Genomic DNA, 16,879 nt, shown 5'->3' with positions numbered 1-16,879 from the left:
ATGCTGTATTAAAAAAAGAAAAGCCCCTGAGTGGTTCAGAGGCTTACTTAATCTACAGCATTAGTAACTCTATATGCGCTGATTACTATGTTAAACAGGAACCCGCTTTCTTTAAGCCTAGTCGTCTTCGATCAACTTATAGATAACAAATAGAGCGATTTCTAAAATCAGCCACAACACACATGTGATGGTCACGTACTTTTCATCAAAGATGCTGATACCGTGAAGAATCAAGTCATAGCCAACAAAGCCACCTATCACTACAGCAAGAATAATTTGTAGAATCTGAATAAAACGAGGCATGCCGTCTCCTAATTATTGTTCGCATAACGTTTGATTGCTATGCCTAAAGGTTTATATCCTTAATTATATAGACAAAAAGTGCAGGTTTCGCTGCACTTTTGTCAATTGTTTGCTAGGTAAATCAGCACCTTGTCACATTCTCTCTGCTGAGACGCAGCAAGATTGCCCTTTGCCTTATGCTTCCATCTCTTGAATTTTCACTTTCCAAGTGTCTGGACCAATTTGGTGCGCGTTAACACCATTTGAGTCGACAGCCACTGTTACTGGCATATCTTCAACTTCAAATTCGTAAATCGCTTCCATACCTAAATCTTCAAATGCGACAACGCGAGCTTTCTTGATCGCTTTCGCCACCAAGTACGCAGCGCCACCGACAGCCATTAGGTAAACCGCTTTGTGATTCTTGATAGATTCAACCGTTGCAGAGCCACGCTCAGCTTTACCGATCATGCCCATGATGCCGGTCTTTTCTAGCATCATGTCGGTGAATTTATCCATACGCGTAGATGTTGTTGGGCCAGCAGGACCAACGACTTCATCACCAACTGCATCGACAGGGCCTACGTAGTAAATGAACTTACCGTTTAGATCTACGCCTTCAGGTAGACCTTCACCGTTATCTAGCATGCCTTGAATACGTTTATGCGCAGCATCACGACCAGTCAGAATTTTACCTGATAGAAGAACCGTTTCGCCTGTCTTCCACTCTTGTACTTCTTCTTTAGTAATTGTGTCTAAGTTTACGCGACGCGTATTTTCGCCCGCTTCCCAAGTAATGTCTGGCCAATCTTCTAGTTTAGGTGGTGTTAGCTCTGCTGGGCCGCTACCATCAAGCGTGAAGTGTACGTGACGAGTCGCCGCACAGTTCGGGATCAAACAAACAGGCTTAGAAGCCGCGTGCGTTGGCGCAGTTTTGATTTTAACGTCGACAACAGTCGTCAAACCGCCAAGACCTTGCGCACCGATACCAAGTTTGTTCACGCGATTGAAGATATCCAAACGAAGCTCTTCTTCTGCGTTTTGTGGGCCACGGTCAATAAGCTCTTGAATATCGATGTGTTCCATTAGAGATTCTTTTGCCAATACCGCTGCTTTTTCAGCCGTACCGCCGATACCAATGCCAAGCATGCCAGGAGGACACCAGCCCGCCCCCATTGTTGGTAGCGTTTTTTCTACCCACTCAGCAATATCGTCAGATGGGTTTAGCATCACCATCTTAGTTTTGTTTTCGCTACCGCCGCCCTTCGCAGCGATCTGAATTTCAACTTTATCGCCCGGAACCATGTTGATATGTACGACGGCAGGCGTGTTGTCTTTGGTATTAATACGTTTACCAGCAGGGTCCATAAGTACTGACGCACGCAACGGGTTATCAGGGTTCGTGTACGCTTGTCGAACACCTTCATCTACCATCTGCTGAACCGTCATGTCGGTCGAATCCCATTGCACGCCCATACCGATGTTGACGAAGCACGTCACAATACCAGTATCCTGACAAATTGGACGGTGACCTTCTGCGGACATTCGAGAGTTAATTAAGATCTGAGCAATCGCGTCTTTAGCGGCTTGGCTCTCTTCGCGGTGATAGGCTTTTTCAAGAGCTTGAACAAAGTCTAGCGGGTGGTAGTAAGAAATATACTGTAGCGCATCAGCGACACTGCTGATCACATCCTGCTTGCGTATTACCGTCATTACATGCCTCGTTATAGTTATGCTTCCATTATTGGCTTGGCTTCAATCGTGTTTGTTGAGCTTATTGCTCTTTTGAGCTTCGTTTTTTATAAACAATTGTCGAACGGCTGATATCGACACACGAAACGCTGAAGTTGCCTACTTGTAAACCATCTCAAAACCCTATGAATAGAGGGAGTTTGGCTACACAGAGGAATATGATACTCTTGCTGCCCATGACATGCCATGCAGTGAACGATCTCTTTGTCACAAATTACACAAATGAACAACATGGACAATCAATTCATTGATTTTAAAGCGCTGGAATACGCACCAGAGTTTGCTCTTCACCTTTTTTCTCGCATTCAACACCAGCCTTGGGCGATGTTGCTGCGTTCTGCATCAAAAACGCATATCGATAGCCGCTTCGATGTATTGGTTGCCAACCCAATTGCAACGTTAGAAACCACTGCCGACAACACACAAGTTGAAACGCCATCGAATGCCTATTCAACTCAAGATGACCCATTTGCGCTGCTTCATCAGATGCAAGAACAGTGGCTTCCTCACGTAGAGTTAAATAAAGAATTGGATTTGCCTTTTGTCGGCGGTGCGCTAGGTTACTTCAGTTACGATTTAGGTCGCCGCGTAGAAACGATGCCAGAAGTGGCAGAAAAAGATCTCAACACGCCGGATATGGCGGTAGGTCTGTATGAATGGGCCGTCGTTGTTGACCACAAGCTTAAAAAAGCATGCTTAGTCGGTCAGAACATCGAGCAAGCTTGGCAATGGTTAAACGAGCAAAAAGCAGAACAAACCGTTGACTTCGCTTTGTCTGGTGCTTGGCAGTCAAACATGACAAAAGAGAGCTACGCCACTCGCTTTGACAAGGTGCAAGAATACTTGTTGAGCGGTGACTGTTATCAGATCAATTTGGCGCAACGCTTTAACGCACCGTATCAAGGCAGTGAGTGGCAAGCGTATCTAAAATTAGAGTCCGCCAACCAAGCGCCATTTTCCGCTTTTATCCGTATGCCTGAGTCTTCGATTTTGAGTATCTCTCCAGAGCGCTTTTTAGAGCTCAAAGATCGCGTCATTGAAACAAAACCAATCAAAGGTACTCGCCCACGCAGCGAAGATCCAAAGAAAGATAACGCTAATGCCCATGACTTGCAGACAGCGGAAAAAGATCAGGCAGAAAACCTGATGATTGTCGATTTGCTGCGTAATGATATTGGTCGGGTTGCATCACCGGGTAGCGTTCACGTGCCAAAGTTGTTCGATATTGAAAGCTTCCCTGCCGTGCATCATTTGGTGAGCACCATTCGTGCAAATTTGGATGAACAATACGCTCCTGCGGATTTGCTGCGAGCGTGTTTTCCAGGCGGTTCAATTACGGGAGCACCTAAAGTTCGCGCAATGCAGATTATTGAAGAACTGGAGCCGCATCGACGCAGCGCGTATTGCGGCAGTATTGGCTACATTTCACGCCATGGTCGTATGGACACCAGCATTACTATCCGAACTCTTGTAGCGGAAAAAAACAAACTTTACGCTTGGGCTGGCGGCGGCGTCGTGGCAGATAGCGATTGCGCCTCTGAGTATCAAGAAACGTTGGATAAGCTTTCAAAGATTTTGCCAGCGCTGCAATCGTAGATTTCAACCGCGGACAACGTCGCTTAATGCTAGTGACGAAAACAATCTAAAACGCCTCTAGAACGGATAATGCCGCTCGTTTAACAGCGAGTGGCATATTTCTGTATCTCATCACCCTGCACAGCGACGAAGGAGCGTGATACAGGTTCTTCTATTCAAGCACTTTGTGGTCAAATTTGTTTCATTACCCGCTCATCGTGCTGCTACTAGATTCTTAGTCTCGCCAAGGCTCGCTAGAATGACCCAAAAAACATCGTTAAATGATCGGCATTATCATGTACTTTAGCTTTTAGCCGTTGGCCAACAAAAATTCTTTTTTAAAAGGAAGCGTCTACTGCTCAAGCCACTTACACATAATCTGTTCAATATCGGTTGCGGTGTACGGCTTAGTGAGGATGTCGTCCATGCCTGAATCAATACACTTTTGACGCTCTTCGATGGTAGTGCCAGCGGTTAATGCAATAATAGGATGAGTAAAGCCACGCTCTCTCAGATACATCGTCGCCTCATAACCATCCATTTCAGGCATTCGGCAGTCCATGAATATCAGTTCGTAGTCTTTACTTTTCACCGCTTCTAATGCTTCTTTGCCGTTGGCTTTTAAATCAGGTGTAATGTCGAGTTTTTTCAGCATTTGAGTAACAATGACTTGATTCATTCTGATGTCATCAACCACTAATATTGAGCGTCCTGCTAAATCGCTTCGCTCTATGGTGACCAATTCCCCCTCTGCTGTGCCTTGTGCTTGCCCTTCCTCAAGAGGAATAGCAACTTTAAAAGTTGTCCCTTTGCGCTCTTCACTCTCAAAGCTAATTTGACCTTGCATCAAATCCACGAGATTTTTACAAATCGCGAGACCTAAACCTGAACCTTCAAAGCTGCGTTTCGCCGAGCGATCAACTTGGACAAATGGATCAAATAGTGACGGCTGTGCTTTTATTGGGATGCCAATACCAGTGTCTTCAACCTCAAAATAAGCCGTGCCGTTAAGCCATTCCACACGTAACACGACACCACCCAAGTGAGTAAACTTAATCGCGTTTCCCACCAAGTTAACCAAAATTTGTGTAATGCGCTCTAAGTCACCGACTAAAAATTCCGGGATCCCCAGCTTTTTGTCGATAGAGAAATGGATACGTTTTTCCGCAGCCTTAGCGGCAAATACACCCATGATGGCTTTTTCAAGCTCCTCCCAGGCAAAAACTTTATGTATGATTTCCATCATACCGGCATTCATCTTACTGAAATCAAGAAGATCATTAATGATAACTCTCAATAAGTCCCCTGATTGAGTCAAATTGCTCAAGTATTGACGCTGCTCTTCTTCTAATTGGGTTCGACTCAATAACTCCGCACTACCCAATACGCCATTGAGAGGAGTTCGCAGCTCATGGTTAATCATGGCGACAAACTCCTTCGTCGCTTTTTCTGATTCCTCAGCCCGCTTTCTCAGCTCGACCTCTCGCTCTAAACTTAAGTGTCGACCAATAACACCATGAACTAAGTCAGACACGAGCTCCATCTGTTTGGAAATAAAAGACTGATCGATTTGATCTTGCAACACAGAGAAAATCAACTCCCCAACCGTTTCCCCATCAATGATAACTGGCAAATGCAAATTCTCTCCCTGCCAATTAGGAGTGGTGAAAATCTCGTTGTTATGACGAAGCTGTAAGTGACCAAAGTGATGACGACGTAATGAGCTCAGCTTTGTAGCGTCAAGAAACAAGTAAGCCGCAGAAATGATCGAGTTAGAAGTGAGCTGCTCAATAAAGCTCGCTATCATTGCTTCATCGAACGTGCTCGATAAAAAAGTACGACCGAACTTAATCAACGTGGCATCAATTTGCTCTTCAAACTCAAACTTACGCAGATCCTTTTTAGATTTCAGCTCCAGCTTTTTCAATGCAACACTGAGTTGCTGGTTGGATTCATATAACTCTAAGCTTTTCTGTTCCAACAGCTGCTCAGCTGCTTTTCTTGATGCAACTTCTCGTTTGAGTTTCCTTTCTAATGAGGAACTTCCCGTCATATCGTTCTTATTGAGCCTCTAACCAAAAACGTACTTTGCTGCCATCTTCTGACTGGTTTTGATGTTTGATATGAACTACCTCACCAAAATGTGCAGCACAACCTTTTATCAATCCTAAGCATACGTGAGACATACATCTTGCGCTGTGGTAGTCAAATACCAATTGGGATTGGTTTTCACTAATGAAATCAAATTGCGGAGGGTTAGCATCAGGATAGAGCTTCTTAACTTCGACATGAATAAAATCTTCAACATGGCGAACAAATTGAAACGTCGTTTCACACTGTTGCAAACTGGCGTGACTAGGAATAGAGCGAAGTAAATTCAAAAAGACGCACTCTCCAAACACCTCTTGCAGTTGCTCGGGGGGAACACCAGATACTTTACTGAGATTCACGATCAACTTAACTAAGTCTTTGTGATCGTAACTACCAACAGCGGTGTAAACACCTTCATCGTTAGAAAGATCGAGAACTTGGTCTAACACATCAAGACCGAATTTCTCTTCCACTAACTCCATGAACTCGGTGAAAATAATCCCTTTCATTGGCCAATACTTGCCCTATAGTGACGTCCTAAAATAAAGAATGGTGTATAACCTTATAAGTTTCAAATTAATATGTTCAAGTAGAGTGAGACACACGACACAAAGAGGGAAAGTGCTGGCGAGTGTTTTAATGCGAATGCTTTATTTGGTAACCAGTAACGATAACGCCATACGCTTTGCCGTCTTTGAGTATAATAAATAATGGTTAGGCACGATAAATAAGGACTCAGTTTGGTTATCGACAAAACTCATTTACTACAGAACTTTCAATTTCGGCTTCCAACGGGCTACCACAAAGAGTCCCTTGCACGACTGAAATGGATGAAAGAAAAGTCCCTGAGAGATGCGGCAGTCTTAATCGGTTTTGTGGAACGCGATGACGGGTTACAAGTCATTCTGACTAAGCGTGCAGCCCACTTACGCCATCATCCGGGACAAATCAGCTTTCCCGGTGGCAAATATGAGCAGGAAGATATTCAGCTCGTGAATACCGCTTTAAGAGAAACCAAAGAAGAAGTTGGGATAGAAGATGAGCATATTCATGTGTTTGGTCAACTGCCTACACTACCAACGATTAGTCAGTTTAATGTGACACCTTTTTTGGCTTTTGTTTCTCCGGAATATAAAACGCATATTGACCCAAATGAAGTAGAGTCAGTTTTTGAGGTTCCTGCCAACCATATTCTGAACCCCAAAAAATTGTATAGCACCAAATTTGACCTAAAAAGAAGCAGTCATCGTGTATTTGCTATCCCATATAGACAGCATTTCATCTGGGGCATGACGGCACAAATTATCGAATCAATGCAAAAACATATTATTTCACATTAAACAGTTGTTGATATCGGTGCTTTTATAGGCGCGATCATTATGCGCATCAATATTAATAAAACGTTGCTTCATAAACATTCATTCACATTAGATTAATTTTCCATTTTCACCGCAAACGCTTGCGGTGAAATAAATTTATACAAACAGCCCTATTGATAAGTTTTTCTAATTTTACTCATTAGCAGAAATCACGAGTAGCACATCATTTTCGTGATAAAAAGCAGGTTTTTGACATATCATTCAATAAGCGTAAGCAATAAATGATTTAGATCTAATTTTCCTAGTGTAAAATCTTGCAAAATTACTCCCGACTTATTTCCTGTTCCCAAAATGAGTAACTAAAAAATGAATACAACTACTTCTGCGGTTTCTACCGCACAATCGTCTAGTAAGTTTTCTTACAAAGACTTTACCTGGTGTCTGTCCCTTTTTGGTACGGCAGTAGGTGCAGGTGTACTGTTCCTTCCTATTAAAGCAGGTGCAGGTGGCTTCTGGCCATTAGTAATCCTAGCCCTAATTGCAGCACCAATGACTTGGTTCGCACACAAATCTTTAGCTCGTTTCGTTCTTTCTGCGAAAAACCCTGAAGCGGACATCACCGACACAGTAGAAGAGCACTTTGGTAAGACTGGCGCAAACCTTATTACGTTCGCTTACTTCTTCGCTATCTACCCAATCGTACTTATCTACGGTGTTGGTATCACAAACACAGTTGACTCTTTCCTAGTTAACCAAATGGGCATGGAATCTATTCCTCGCTGGCTACTTTCTGGTACGCTTATTGCTGCAATGACAGCAGGTGTAGTATTCGGTAAAGAGCTTATGCTGAAAGCAACTTCAGCAATGGTTTACCCTCTCGTGTTCATCCTACTAGCATTGTCTGTATACCTAATTCCTGGTTGGAACACTTCAATGATGGAAGTGTCGCCTGACTGGGGTGCAATGCCAGCTATCGTATGGCTAGCAATCCCTGTTATTGTGTTCTCTTTCAACCACAGCCCAATCATTTCTCAGTTCTCTAAAGAGCAACGTCGTGTATACGGTGATGACGCAGTTAAGAAAACTGACGCTATCACTGGTGGCGCAGCAATGATGCTGATGGGCTTTGTTATGTTCTTCGTTTTCTCTGTTGTACTTTCTCTGTCTCCAGAGCAACTAGCAACAGCGCAAGAGCAAAACATCTCTGTTCTTTCTTACCTAGCAAACGTGCATGAATCTCCACTGATCTCTTACATGGGTCCATTGGTTGCTTTCGCAGCGATCACCTCTAGCTACTTTGGCCACTTCTTAGGTGCGCACGAAGGTCTAGTTGGTCTAGTGAAATCTCGTTCAAAATCACCAGTAAGCAAGATCGAGAAGATGTCTCTAATCTTCATTGTAATCACAACTTGGATCGTTGCTATCGTTAACCCAAGCATCCTAGGTATGATTGAAACAATGGGTGCACCGATGATTGCGGCAATCCTATTCTTGATGCCAATCTTCGCAATGCAAAAAGTTCCTGCGATGGCTAAGTACAAAACTTCAGCACCTGTGCAAATTTTCACAGCAATCTGTGGTCTTGCTGCAATTAGTTCTGTAATCTACGGCGCTCTTTAATCATCTCTGCCCGTTGCAGTATGATTAATCCAAAAATATAACGATAAAATTAAGCCTCCCAACTCCCCTTGGGAGGCTTTCTTCTGAGGTAATCGATATGATTAGTGTTTTTGATATCTATAAAATCGGTGTTGGACCTTCAAGCTCACACACTGTAGGCCCAATGAAAGCGGGTAAAGAGTTTATTGATGATCTTCGTGCAATGGGAAAACTGCGCGACATCACTAAAATCACCGTTGACGTTTATGGATCACTATCACTGACAGGGAAAGGTCACCACACAGATATTGCTATCATCATGGGTCTTGCAGGCAACACTCCTGAGAAAGTTGATATCGATTCTATCCCGGGCTTTATCGCTCGTGTAGAAGAAACTGAACGCCTTCCTGTTGGCATGCACTGTCACACAGTATCGTTCCCACGTGAAGGTGGAATGAACTTCCACAAAACAAACCTAGAGCTACACGAAAACGGCATGCAGATCCACGCTTGGATTGATGACGAAAAGGCGTACTCAAAAACTTACTACTCTATCGGCGGTGGTTTCATCGTTGATGAAGAAAATTTCGGTAAAGAAGCTGAAAACCCAGTAAAAGTACCTTACCCGTTTACAACGGCAGAGGAACTGGTTAACCAATGCCACGAAAGTGGATTGTCCATCAGCGCACTAACCATGAAGAATGAGCATGCGCTTCATTCAGATGAAGAAACTCGTACTTATTTCGCAAACATCTGGCGCACAATGCGCGAGTGTATGGATCGCGGTATGAATGAAGAAGGTATTTTGCCTGGTCCACTGCGTGTGCCTCGCCGTGCAGCAGCACTTCGCCAGCAGCTACTTACTTCAGAAAAGACAACAAACGACCCAATGTCTGTTGTTGATTGGGTAAACATGTTTGCTTTCGCAGTAAACGAAGAGAACGCAGCAGGTGGCCGCGTTGTTACAGCACCAACTAACGGTGCGTGTGGCATCATCCCTGCGGTACTGGCTTACTACGATAAGTTCATCCAAACTGTGACTGAAAAAGATTACATCCGTTACTTTGCAGCTTCTGGCGCAATCGGTGGTCTTTACAAGCGTAACGCGTCGATCTCTGGTGCAGAGGTTGGCTGTCAGGGTGAAGTTGGCGTGGCATGTTCTATGGCAGCAGCAGGCCTTGCTGAGCTTATGGGTGGTAGCCCAGAGCAAGTATGTATGGCAGCAGAAATCGCAATGGAGCACAACTTAGGTCTAACGTGTGACCCAGTTGCAGGTCAGGTTCAGGTTCCATGTATCGAGCGTAACGGTATTGCGGCAGTAAAAGCAATCAACTCTACTCGTATGGCACTACGTCGCTCTTCAGCTCCAACTGTTTCTCTAGATAAGGTTATCGAAACCATGCTAGAAACAGGTAAAGACATGAACGCAAAATACCGCGAAACATCTCAAGGTGGTCTAGCAATCAAAGTGATTTGCTAACACGCCTTTCTGAATACCAATCAAAACCCGAGTTTATGCTCGGGTTTTTTTATACCTAAAAAACCCAGAAAAATACGTTATCAGGACAAGTAAAAAAAACCTAAAACGTTGAATATATCCAAATATTATGGATATCTCAGTAAAAAATCACATCTCTTCCCTAGCTTTATTGATAACGTAGCCAAAAATTAAACTTGGAGCACATCAACACATGATTAGGTTTGAAATTGGAAACCAAATCTGCGTTTGCTTGTCCGAAAACGAAATATCTCTAGAGCTCAATCAGTCACTCCACCACTCCATTCCTGTCAACCCAAATGAGTACGCCATTCTGTCAACTATCGCCACATACGGCAGTTTAAATACGCCGATTAGTCAGCGGTTAATAGAAAGCAAAATCACTCAACAATACAAAATGACACTGCCTGAAAATGGCTTTAAAAACGCGGTGGCCGCTCTAAGAAAGAAATTTCGCAAGCTCACGGAAGAACATTTAACCACTAACAAAAACATTATCGAAAACATTCACCGGACCGGATACTTCATCCCTTTTACTATGCAAAACAACCATCAGAATGGCATCGAACATCAACAGAAGATCAATCAATACACAACCAATAGTCTTCGCAAAGCGCTTCGTATTTGCCTGCGTAATAAAAAGATCTATTCAGAAGCAATGTGGGTTGTGTTGATCACTGCGATCATTTTCTTTGCTATCTGTTACTACGCGATAAACAGCATCGTTAAACATAATTATCTGGATAACGCCTTCGAAATTGCAGAGAACCTTTCCCGCAGGAGTTGCTTTGCTAATGAAAGCGAACTGAAGTCACTATTTGATAATGTGAAGTTGGTGGAATCGAGCATGATGCTAGATCGTTTCAATATTCGATGCTTAGTCACTCCAGAAACCGTTGTCCCTGTCAGCAAAAAAGCCTTTGAAGAGTGGAGTAACAATAACAATTACACGACCCAATCATTTGACTTAAATAACGCAACTGTTTTGGTTCGTGTTAAAAACATTAACTTATCCGACAATGTTGAAAATCATATTTCACGTTTTTTTCTTTCCGGTATGAAGCTATCAACGAATACCGGAACGTCGTTAGAGATTGGTAACACCAATGAACGCTTTTTCAATTATCACGTAAAGAATAGTGGCTATAAAGAGGTGTATTACATCTCTGGACCGTTTCAAAGTATCATTCTACTGAGCTTACTTTTTCTCATTATACTGCGTCACCGCTCCCTACAAGCCTTTATGGCTTACTTGTGCGCAATTCGACAATTCAAAATAAAACTGGAACCGATTTATAACACTTCGGCACAAAAGATTGTGCACTACGAAGCGCTCTCCCGGTTTAAGGTAAAAAATACGCAACGGTTTATTGAAACACTGATCCGCAATGGATTGCTGCTAACTCATACCTTACTGGTGATTGATTCCATCTACACCAAACAAAAAGCGTTGCCCATCCCTATCAGCATTAACGTTTGTCCTTCTTTGCTGCGAGGGCGTAACTTTTCAATCCTATATAGAGAGCTATCTAATCGGGATTGCCGTTTGCTGACAATCGAAATCACAGAAAATGCATCGATGTATTATACCTCTGAGATTTATGGCAATGTCGCGAAACTAAAAGCACTGGATTGTAAAATCAGTATTGATGACTTTGGCACCGGCAATAATAATGTGGCGCTTATCAGCAAGCTGAATCCTGACTACCTCAAAATCGACCGAGAATTTGTTATTGGCCTAAAATCTGATGATAAAAAGATAGAAACCTTGCGTCAGTTAATTGCTATGGGCAATACGTATCGCTGCACGGTCATTGTTGAAGGCGTAGAAACGGCAGACAGTGCTCACTTACTCACAACATTGGGCGCCTATATTCACCAAGGTTATTATTACCCTCTTCATTGCTAGCTTTTCTTCACTCGGTTAGTTACTTAAAATAGATTTAATACTCTATAAAAACTCGTGGTGGCATAACGGTATGCCGCCAATTTGTGATTGAGCGATGATTGCGATTAAACCCACCAAACTGAAAGATTTTTCAAGTTTGATGCAATTGGATGTGCAAGAAGAGCAAAAAGGATTTTTTACACCGTTTGAAATGGCTTACCAAAAACGCAGTAAGTCAGAGGCGTTCTTTACGATTTATTCTGATGACCTATTAGTAGGCTATCTTGTTATCGATAAAGGTTTCTCCCAACATGCGCCGTTTGCTAAACGATACGAACTGGAGCTTAAATACTTGATGATTGATCAACGTTTCCAACGTCAAAGGGTTGGGAGTGAGGCATTGCGTAAACTGTTCCTTTATGCGTATACCATTAACCCTAAAAGCACCTCTCTTTGCGCCACTGTCCCACAAAGTCAGCAATACGCTATCAGTTTTCTTGATGCGTGCGGATTCATTAATACAGAGGAAACAACATTGGGTGATAATGAAAAAGAATGGATTCTACGACACCCATTAAGCTAGCTGGTGAAGCATAATCAAAATTGGGCCATTCAGACACAACAAAGGCAAGCTTCTCGCTTGCCTTTGTTTAATGCTCAATAGAAAGTGACTTATTCGCCTTTGTAAATACAACCCGCTGTGCACGTTTCTTTGATTTCGACTTTACTTAGCAGTGGTAAGCTTGGCTTAAGCTGCTGCCAAATCCATTTTGCTAACACTTCGCTAGTCGGGTTCTCTAACCCTTCAATGTCGTTTAGGTAGTAATGGTCTAAGCGATTGTAAATTGGTTTAAATGCAGCTTTGATCTCTGCAAAATCCACTACCCAACCTGTATGTGGATCAACTTCACCTTCTACATAAAGACGAACAAGGAAAGAGTGTCCGTGCAAACGACCACACTTGTGACCTTCTGGTACGTGTGGCAAATGGTGTGCTGCTTCGAACATAAACTCTTTGTATAATTCTGTTTTCATCTTGATTCTCAGGCTTTAAAAAGACAGGCAATACTAAGGAATTCGCTGCCAAGAGACAAGCGTTACCCCATACAAGCGTAGCAAAAACTTCCGCTGGTTCCTGGCCTCTTTGCTATCACTCACACCAAAGCGCCGTATTTCTGTCACGCGCCAAACATTTGATTACACAGCACTCACATCACAATTACATATCCCCAACATGTGTGGGGTCACAATCATTCATTTCGTTGTTCGCAGTGCGCATTTGTGCACATTAATATTGTGCAGTTCGTTCCAATTACACTTATAAATTTATGCGCTCAACTATCACTTTTAAGCTCTTACTGGCGTTAATTGCTGTCTTCAGCTGCGTTCTAGCTGCCTCTACGGCTTACCAATACCATCAACAAAAAACCTTAATCAATGATGTTCTTAGTGAACAACTCCATGATAAGGCTAGTAATTATTTCGACAGCCTAAATATGATGATGCTTACGGGCACCATGTCGCAAAAAGAAACCTTACGTCAAAAGGCCCTAGCCCAAGAAGGCATTGAAGCAGTTCGCGTGTTGCGAGCTGACGCTGTGACCAAACTTTACGGACCTGGGCAACAAAACCAGCAGCCTGTCGATGATATTGATCAACGAGCGTTGAATGGTGAACTGGTGATTGAACCAATCTCAGCCGATTGGGGCAAAGGGTTAGTAGTCGCACTACCAATGAAATCGAGCGAAAATTACCGTGGCACCAACTGCGTTTCTTGCCACGTTGCACCAGCAGGAGAAGTGTTGGGCGCGATTCGCTTGGAATACAACATGAATCATGTCAATTCAATGATCAGTAAACAGGCAATGTTTGCGATGGGAATAATGGCCGTAATCGCATTTGTGGGCTTCATCATAACGATGAGTTTGATTCAGAAAATCATTGTACGACCAATTCAAAGAACGTCGAAATTCATGTCGAATGTGAGCCATAGCAAAGATCTATCTCAACGACTTATGCATCACCAACAGGATGAAGTGGGCCAACTTTCTACTGCAATCAATTCATTCATGGATACGGTCTCCGAAAGCTTAGAACGTGTGCAAGACACCTCTCACTCACTTGCCGACTCCGCGAGTCAACTAACTGCTGTCGCGCAGTCCACAGATAAAGCGGCCAATAACCAACAGCTAGAGACCAACGAAGTACAAAGTAATATCACCGATATGTTGCAGCAACAAACTGCGGTTGAGGACTCGACTAACAACGCTACTGTTTTGGTCAATCACACCGTTGATGTCGCCACTCATAGTGCAAGTCAAGCACACAACGTCAGTGAAGACATCAAACAACTAGTAAGTAACATTGATACCGTACGGGAAAAAATCAGCTCTCTAAACCAAAGAACCGAAGAAGTGTCGTCCATTCTTGTGGTTATTAAGGGTATTGCAGAACAAACCAACCTGCTCGCGTTGAATGCTGCTATTGAAGCCGCCCGTGCCGGAGAGCAAGGACGCGGTTTTGCGGTCGTCGCGGAAGAAGTGCGTAACCTGGCTTCTAGGACGGCTGAAGCCACTGGTAATATTGAACATATCATTTCTCAATTCCAGCAAGGAAGTGAAGAGTCATTAACTTCTGTTGATACCGTCTGCCAGTTTGCTCATCAACGCTCTGTCGATGTCGAGGCACTATCAGCCACAATGCATAACGTTGTTGACGAAATGCGCCAAGTGCTCAGACATGCAGAAGATATCCAAAACCAGACGCAAACCACATCTGATGTAAGTCAGCATATTCAATCTAAAATAGATGTGATCACACTGCATGCTAACGACACATCGCAATCAGCATCACACACGCGTGATATTAGTGTTGATTTAGAGCACCTATCCGAACGTTTAGAGCAATTACTAAACCAATTCACACTTTCAGAGCACCAAAGAGTGAATAAATAGAGAGATTCTCCCCATCAAAACGAATATAAAGGTTGATGCGAGCGAATTGACAGGTAATATGTCTCGTTGAATCTGTAAAATGCTACCCAACTCAGCGCTTAGCTTGTTTTTTGAACAAAAATGTTATTGGACAAGTACTTTAAGTAAGCGTTGAGTTGAATTTTTACCTCAATGGAGAATATTGAAAACATGACTTACGCGCCTGTATCAGACGTATTGAAAGGTCAGCTAGCAGTAGACAGCGAAGTGACTGTTCGTGGCTGGATCCGTTCACGTCGTGATTCCAAAGCTGGAATCTCTTTCCTTGCCATATATGACGGCTCTTGTTTCGACCCGATTCAGGCCGTGGTCCCAAATAATCTTAATAATTACGAAGACGAAGTATTAAAGCTAACGACTGGCTGCTCTGTTGAAGTAACTGGTAAGATTGTTGAATCTCCTGCAAAGGGTCAAGACTTCGAACTTGCTGCCACTGGCGTTAAAGTGGTTGGTTGGGTTGAAGATGCTGAAACTTACCCAATGGCAAAAACTCGTCACTCAATCGAGTACCTACGTGAAGTTGCGCACCTACGTCCGCGCACAAACGTAATCGGTGCAGTAGCACGTGTACGTAACTGCCTATCTCAAGCAATCCACCGCTTCTACCACGAGCAAGGTTACTTCTGGGTATCTGCGCCGTTGATCACGGCTTCAGATGCTGAAGGCGCTGGTGAAATGTTCCGCGTATCTACGCTAGACATGGAAAACCTTCCTCGCACTGACGCTGGTAAAGTGGACTACAACGAAGACTTCTTCGGTAAAGAGACGTTCCTAACCGTATCTGGTCAGCTAAACGCAGAAGCTTACGCTTGTGCGCTAAGCAAAGTTTACACTTTCGGCCCTACTTTCCGTGCTGAAAACTCAAACACAAGCCGCCACCTAGCAGAATTCTGGATGGTTGAGCCTGAAGTTGCGTTCGCAGAACTGGACGATGTAGCGAAACTGGCTGAAGACATGCTCAAGTACGTGTTTAAAGCAGTGCTTGCAGAGTGTCGTGATGACCTTGAATTCTTCGCTCAACGCATCGACAAAGAAGCAATCACTCGTCTAGAGCAGTTCGTTTCTTCTGACTTCGCGCAGGTTGACTACACTGACGCAATCCAGATTCTTCTTGATTCAGGCCGTGAGTTCGAATTCCCAGTTGAATGGGGTATCGATATGTCTTCTGAGCACGAGCGTTTCCTTGCTGAAGAACACTTCAAAGCACCTGTAATCGTTAAGAACTACCCGAAAGACATTAAAGCATTCTACATGCGTGCTAACGATGACGGTAAAACAGTTGCAGCGATGGACGTTCTAGCACCGGGCATCGGCGAAATCATCGGTGGTTCTCAGCGTGAAGAGCGCCTAGACATTCTAGATGCACGTATGCGTGAAGTGGGTATCGATCCTGAACACATGAGCTGGTACCGCGACCTACGTAAATACGGTACAGTGCCACACGCAGGCTTCGGTCTAGGCTTCGAGCGCCTAGTATCTTACGTAACTGGTATGGGCAACGTTCGTGACGTGATCCCATTCCCACGTACTCCTCGCTCTGCGAACTTCTAATCACTTTTTAGTGATATGGAATTAAAAAGACCTCCCATGTGGAGGTCTTTTATTTGTACGAATGATTTTCTAGCAACCGGTGTATGCACTCTAGTTGTTATTTTCGTCGTCATCCTCATCTGCTCGCGCTGCGTATTTTACTCCAACCACACACAAGCCAAACATCACAAATGGGATAACGGCAGCAGTGTATTCCGTCCAAACCATATGAGAAAAAGATTTCGCCAATATCAAGTGTGCAAACACCAACAAAAATGCGCTAAAAATAGCAACACCCATCAACCTAAGTTCATGCTTTACCAACTGCTTTTTCATTACGGCTCCTAACCTA

General features: G+C 43.6%; 14 protein-coding genes. 8 read left to right on the top strand and 6 right to left on the bottom strand.

Annotation, left to right across the window (positions count from 1 at the left end):
• Window positions 1-117: 117 nt before the first annotated feature.
• Both R7093_RS04320 and R7093_RS04315 read right to left on the bottom strand, forming a co-directional pair.
• Complete coding sequence (locus R7093_RS04320; protein ID WP_005376906.1) at window positions 118-303, bottom strand: hypothetical protein; 186 nt, start codon at window positions 301-303, stop codon at window positions 118-120.
• A gap of 174 nt (window positions 304-477) precedes the next feature.
• Complete coding sequence (locus tag R7093_RS04315) at window positions 478-1,995, bottom strand: fumarate hydratase (RefSeq protein ID WP_029795937.1); 1,518 nt, start codon at window positions 1,993-1,995, stop codon at window positions 478-480.
• A gap of 270 nt (window positions 1,996-2,265) precedes the next feature.
• Here R7093_RS04315 and pabB point away from each other — a divergent pair, with 270 nt between their 5' ends.
• Window positions 2,266-3,630: an aminodeoxychorismate synthase component I gene (pabB, locus tag R7093_RS04310; protein ID WP_042522775.1), complete on the top strand. Its 1,365-nt coding sequence runs from the start codon at window positions 2,266-2,268 to the stop codon at window positions 3,628-3,630.
• A 331-nt stretch (window positions 3,631-3,961) separates the two neighbouring features.
• Here pabB and R7093_RS04305 read toward each other — a convergent pair whose 3' ends face one another.
• Together R7093_RS04305 and R7093_RS04300 are read right to left on the bottom strand one after the other, a co-directional pair.
• On the bottom strand, window positions 3,962-5,662 hold the full coding sequence (locus R7093_RS04305) for an ATP-binding protein (protein WP_005376903.1): 1,701 nt from the start codon (window positions 5,660-5,662) through the stop codon (window positions 3,962-3,964).
• A gap of 7 nt (window positions 5,663-5,669) precedes the next feature.
• Window positions 5,670-6,209, bottom strand: a complete 540-nt coding sequence (locus tag R7093_RS04300) for a heme NO-binding domain-containing protein (RefSeq protein ID WP_005388282.1) — start codon at window positions 6,207-6,209, stop codon at window positions 5,670-5,672.
• 231 nt (window positions 6,210-6,440) lie between these two features.
• Between R7093_RS04300 and R7093_RS04295 the strand changes: the two genes are divergently transcribed.
• From R7093_RS04295 to R7093_RS04275, 5 genes are all read left to right on the top strand, one after another.
• A complete protein-coding gene (locus R7093_RS04295; protein ID WP_005376901.1) occupies window positions 6,441-7,040 on the top strand; it encodes a CoA pyrophosphatase in 600 nt (199 codons plus the stop codon).
• A 345-nt stretch (window positions 7,041-7,385) separates the two neighbouring features.
• Window positions 7,386-8,639: an aromatic amino acid transport family protein gene (locus R7093_RS04290; protein WP_047103208.1), complete on the top strand. Its 1,254-nt coding sequence runs from the start codon at window positions 7,386-7,388 to the stop codon at window positions 8,637-8,639.
• Between the two features lie 97 nt (window positions 8,640-8,736).
• Complete coding sequence (locus tag R7093_RS04285; RefSeq protein ID WP_005376899.1) at window positions 8,737-10,098, top strand: L-serine ammonia-lyase; 1,362 nt, start codon at window positions 8,737-8,739, stop codon at window positions 10,096-10,098.
• Between the two features lie 211 nt (window positions 10,099-10,309).
• Window positions 10,310-12,025: an EAL domain-containing protein gene (locus R7093_RS04280; protein ID WP_017820447.1), complete on the top strand. Its 1,716-nt coding sequence runs from the start codon at window positions 10,310-10,312 to the stop codon at window positions 12,023-12,025.
• Window positions 12,026-12,119: 94 nt separating this feature from the next.
• Entirely contained in the window at window positions 12,120-12,587 is a 468-nt protein-coding gene (locus tag R7093_RS04275; protein WP_025767296.1) for a GNAT family N-acetyltransferase, read from the top strand.
• An 89-nt stretch (window positions 12,588-12,676) separates the two neighbouring features.
• On the opposite strand, the gene queD is transcribed toward R7093_RS04275, so the two are convergent.
• Entirely contained in the window at window positions 12,677-13,039 is a 363-nt protein-coding gene (gene queD, locus R7093_RS04270; protein WP_005376896.1) for a 6-carboxytetrahydropterin synthase QueD, read from the bottom strand.
• Between the two features lie 293 nt (window positions 13,040-13,332).
• Here queD and R7093_RS04265 point away from each other — a divergent pair, with 293 nt between their 5' ends.
• Together R7093_RS04265 and asnS are read left to right on the top strand one after the other, a co-directional pair.
• A complete protein-coding gene (locus R7093_RS04265; RefSeq protein WP_047103211.1) occupies window positions 13,333-14,958 on the top strand; it encodes a methyl-accepting chemotaxis protein in 1,626 nt (541 codons plus the stop codon).
• Window positions 14,959-15,147: 189 nt separating this feature from the next.
• Entirely contained in the window at window positions 15,148-16,548 is a 1,401-nt protein-coding gene (asnS, locus tag R7093_RS04260; RefSeq protein ID WP_047103214.1) for an asparagine--tRNA ligase, read from the top strand.
• A 90-nt stretch (window positions 16,549-16,638) separates the two neighbouring features.
• Here the strand turns inward: asnS and R7093_RS04255 are convergent, their stop codons facing one another.
• Window positions 16,639-16,863, bottom strand: coding sequence for a hypothetical protein (locus R7093_RS04255; RefSeq protein ID WP_017636102.1), 225 nt, complete (start codon window positions 16,861-16,863; stop codon window positions 16,639-16,641).
• Window positions 16,864-16,879 lie beyond the last annotated feature (16 nt).

It is taken from the genome of Vibrio sp. 1580, from assembly GCF_033340055.1.
Note: the sequence above shows the minus strand (reverse complement) of the source record. Positions and strands in the feature narration are given on the sequence as shown.

Bases quoted from the DNA above. Each gene is read 5' to 3' on its own strand.
- R7093_RS04320 (WP_005376906.1), bottom strand. From the start codon at position 303: ATGCCTCGTTTTATTCAGATTCTACAAATTATTCTTGCTGTAGTGATA.
- R7093_RS04315 (WP_029795937.1), bottom strand. From the start codon at position 1,995: ATGACGGTAATACGCAAGCAGGATGTGATCAGCAGTGTCGCTGATGCG.
- pabB (WP_042522775.1), top strand. From the start codon at position 2,266: ATGGACAATCAATTCATTGATTTTAAAGCGCTGGAATACGCACCAGAG.
- R7093_RS04305 (WP_005376903.1), bottom strand. From the start codon at position 5,662: ATGACGGGAAGTTCCTCATTAGAAAGGAAACTCAAACGAGAAGTTGCA.
- R7093_RS04300 (WP_005388282.1), bottom strand. From the start codon at position 6,209: ATGAAAGGGATTATTTTCACCGAGTTCATGGAGTTAGTGGAAGAGAAA.
- R7093_RS04290 (WP_047103208.1), top strand. From the start codon at position 7,386: ATGAATACAACTACTTCTGCGGTTTCTACCGCACAATCGTCTAGTAAG.
- R7093_RS04285 (WP_005376899.1), top strand. From the start codon at position 8,737: ATGATTAGTGTTTTTGATATCTATAAAATCGGTGTTGGACCTTCAAGC.
- R7093_RS04280 (WP_017820447.1), top strand. From the start codon at position 10,310: ATGATTAGGTTTGAAATTGGAAACCAAATCTGCGTTTGCTTGTCCGAA.
- R7093_RS04275 (WP_025767296.1), top strand. From the start codon at position 12,120: ATGATTGCGATTAAACCCACCAAACTGAAAGATTTTTCAAGTTTGATG.
- queD (WP_005376896.1), bottom strand. From the start codon at position 13,039: ATGAAAACAGAATTATACAAAGAGTTTATGTTCGAAGCAGCACACCAT.
- R7093_RS04265 (WP_047103211.1), top strand. From the start codon at position 13,333: ATGCGCTCAACTATCACTTTTAAGCTCTTACTGGCGTTAATTGCTGTC.
- asnS (WP_047103214.1), top strand. From the start codon at position 15,148: ATGACTTACGCGCCTGTATCAGACGTATTGAAAGGTCAGCTAGCAGTA.
- R7093_RS04255 (WP_017636102.1), bottom strand. From the start codon at position 16,863: ATGAAAAAGCAGTTGGTAAAGCATGAACTTAGGTTGATGGGTGTTGCT.